The organism is Jiangella rhizosphaerae, from assembly GCF_003579925.1.
Taxonomy (GTDB): Bacteria; Actinomycetota; Actinomycetes; order Jiangellales; family Jiangellaceae; genus Jiangella; species Jiangella rhizosphaerae.
Map to the genome: position 1 here is coordinate 1 of NZ_QUAL01000276.1, position 2,549 is coordinate 2,549.

General features: G+C 73.2%; 4 protein-coding genes. 3 read left to right on the top strand and 1 reads right to left on the bottom strand.

Annotated elements, in window-relative coordinates; genetic code table 11:
- The 3 genes from DY240_RS23180 to DY240_RS23190 form a co-directional block, all read left to right on the top strand.
- A partial coding sequence (locus DY240_RS23180) for an MMPL family transporter (protein WP_147375470.1) occupies positions 1-829 on the top strand: 829 nt, incomplete at its 5' end.
- Between the two features lie 13 nt (positions 830-842).
- Positions 843-1,082, top strand: coding sequence for a type II toxin-antitoxin system VapB family antitoxin (locus DY240_RS23185; RefSeq protein ID WP_199702159.1), 240 nt, complete (start codon positions 843-845; stop codon positions 1,080-1,082).
- Positions 1,079-1,516: a TA system VapC family ribonuclease toxin gene (locus DY240_RS23190; RefSeq protein ID WP_119662128.1), complete on the top strand. Its 438-nt coding sequence runs from the start codon at positions 1,079-1,081 to the stop codon at positions 1,514-1,516. The genes DY240_RS23185 and DY240_RS23190 overlap by 4 nt, the downstream gene beginning before the upstream one ends.
- Here DY240_RS23190 and DY240_RS23195 read toward each other — a convergent pair.
- Positions 1,513-2,466, bottom strand: a complete 954-nt coding sequence (locus DY240_RS23195; RefSeq protein ID WP_119662129.1) for a sugar kinase — start codon at positions 2,464-2,466, stop codon at positions 1,513-1,515. The genes DY240_RS23190 and DY240_RS23195 overlap by 4 nt on opposite strands.
- Positions 2,467-2,549 lie beyond the last annotated feature (83 nt).

The window sequence follows — 2,549 nt, forward strand, 5'->3', positions numbered from 1 at the left end:
CGCCCGCATCGCGGCCGCCGCCGACCCCGGCCGCTACGCCGACGGCACGGGTGCCTGGTTCGCCGTCGTGCCGACCGGCGAGCGGCTGGCCGGCGACCCGGCCGGGCTGGTCGCCGAGGTCCGCGCGCTGCCCGGCCCGGCGGACGTGCTGGTCGGCGGCTACCCGGCCGAGCTGGCCGACTACCGCGACGGCGTCGTCGACCGGCTGCCGCTGGTCGGCGCGCTGATCCTCGGCGTGACGTTCGTCGTGCTGTTCCTCATGACGGGGTCGGTGGTCGCGCCGCTGAAGGCGTCGGTGCTCAACCTGCTCAGCCTGTCGGTGATGTTCGGCGTGCTGGTGTGGGGGTTCCAGGACGGCGGCCTGGCCGACCTGCTCGGCTTCACCCCGACCGGCGTCATCGAGCCGAGCATCCCGCTGCTGATGTTCTGCATCGCCTACGGGCTGTCGATGGACTACGAGGTGTTCCTGCTGGCCCGCATCAAGGAGGACTACGACCGCACCGGCGACGTGTACGGATCGGTGCCGCGCGGCATCGCCCGGTCCGCGCCCCTGGTGACGGCCGCCGCGGCGATCCTCGCCGTCTCGTTCGCGGTGTACGCCACGGGCGAGGTCGTGTTCCTGCAGCAGCTGGGCATCGGCATGGCGCTGGCCGTCCTGGTCGACGCGACGCTGATCCGCGGCGTCCTCGTGCCGGCGCTGATGCGCCTGGCCGGCCGGGCGAACTGGTGGGCGCCCGGCCCCCTGCGCCGCCTGCACGACCGCATCGGCCTGCGCGAGGACGCGGCGGCTTCTCCCTCGCATGGAGATATGGCCGTATTGCTTGACTGATATAGTCGACCATATGAAGACGACCGTTAACCTGCCGGACGAACTGCTCCAAGAGGCACAAGAGCTCGCCCGCCGGGAGGGAACGACGTTGAAGGAGCTCATCGAGACGGGCCTGCGCGGCGTCGTCCGGCAGCGCTCCGCCGAGGCACGGTTCGTCCTCGACGATGCGAGCGTCGACGGCAACGGCCTGCGGCCGGAGTTCCGTGGCGCGGGGTGGGACCAGATTCGCGACGCGATCTACTCACAGCCGTGATCGCCGTCGACACCAACGTCCTCGTCTACGCACATCGTCGGGACAGTGAGTTCCACGATGTGGCCGCCGAGCGGGTGAAGGACCTCGCCGAAGGACGGGTCGCCTGGGCAATCCCGTGGCCATGCGTTCACGAGTTCTTCGCCATCGTGACGCATCCGAGGATCTACGATCCGCCGAGCACGCGCGAGCAGGCGATCACGCAGCTGGACGCCTGGCTCGCCGCGCCGACGCTCTCGCTGCTCGGTGAGACCCCCGCGTACTGGCCGCAGCTCAAGGATCTGTTGACGTCCGGCAAAGTGGTCGGACCCATGGTGCACGACGCCAGGATCGCCGCATTGTGCACCACTCATGGCGTGCGGGAGCTGTGGTCCTCCGATCGGGACTTCGGCCGTTTCGCCTCGTCCGTGCGGATCCACAACCCGCTTCTCCGCTAGCGCTGCACCGCCTCGGTGGCCCGCAGGGCGGGCAGGTCGGCACGCGTGGGCAGGCCCTCCCAGTCGCCGAGGGAGGTGCAGGCGAACGCGCCCGCCGCGACCGCCGTCGCCAGCCGCCGCTCGACCGGGGCGCCCTCCATCAGCTCGGTGAGGTAGCCCGCCACGAACGCGTCGCCGGCGCCGACGGTGTCGACGACGCGCACCGGGACGGCCGGCGTGCGCCGCAGCTCACCGTCGACCAGCGACACCGCGCCGTCGGCCCCCAGCTTGATGACCACGTGGGCCGGGCCCAGCTCGGCCAGCGCGTACGCCATGTCCTCGGGGTCGGCCTCGGGCACGATCAGCGACGCCTCCTCCGGCCCCGCGAACAGCACGTCGGCCTGCCGGGCCAGCGGCACGAGGGCGGCGCCGGCGTCGTCGCGGCTCCACAGTGCCGAGCGGTAGTTGACGTCCAGTGAGACGGTGACCCCGGCCGCCCGGGCGGTGTCGACGGCCAGCCGCACCGCCGATGCCGGGCCGGGCCCGAGGGCCGGGGTGATGCCCGTGACGTGCAGCACGGCGGCCTGCTGGATCGGCTCCAGCGGCAGGTCGAACGCCGTCAGCGCAGACGCCGCGCTGCCGGCGCGGTAGTAGCGGACCCTGGTGTGCAGGCTGTTCGGCCGCTCCTTCACCATCAGCCCGGTGGGCCGGGTGTCGTCGACGGTGGCGACGGCGGTGACGCCCTCCGCCCGGAGCTCGCGCAGCATCAGCTCGCCGAACCCGTCGGCGCCGACCCGGCTGATCCATGTCGCGGGCCGGCCCAGCCGCCGCACGCCGACGGCGACGTTGAGCTCCGCGCCGGCGACGGACAGCCGCAGGTCGCGGTGGTGTGCCCACCCGCCGGTCTCGGTGGCCGCGACCAGCGCCATCGCCTCGCCGATGGTGACGAGCCCCGCCGCGCGCCCGTTCACGCGCCCGCCCGCGCCTCGCGAACGGCCGCCAGCGCCCGCGCCGCCCGGTCGGCCAGCGCACCGAGGTCTCCCCCGTCGGCGGC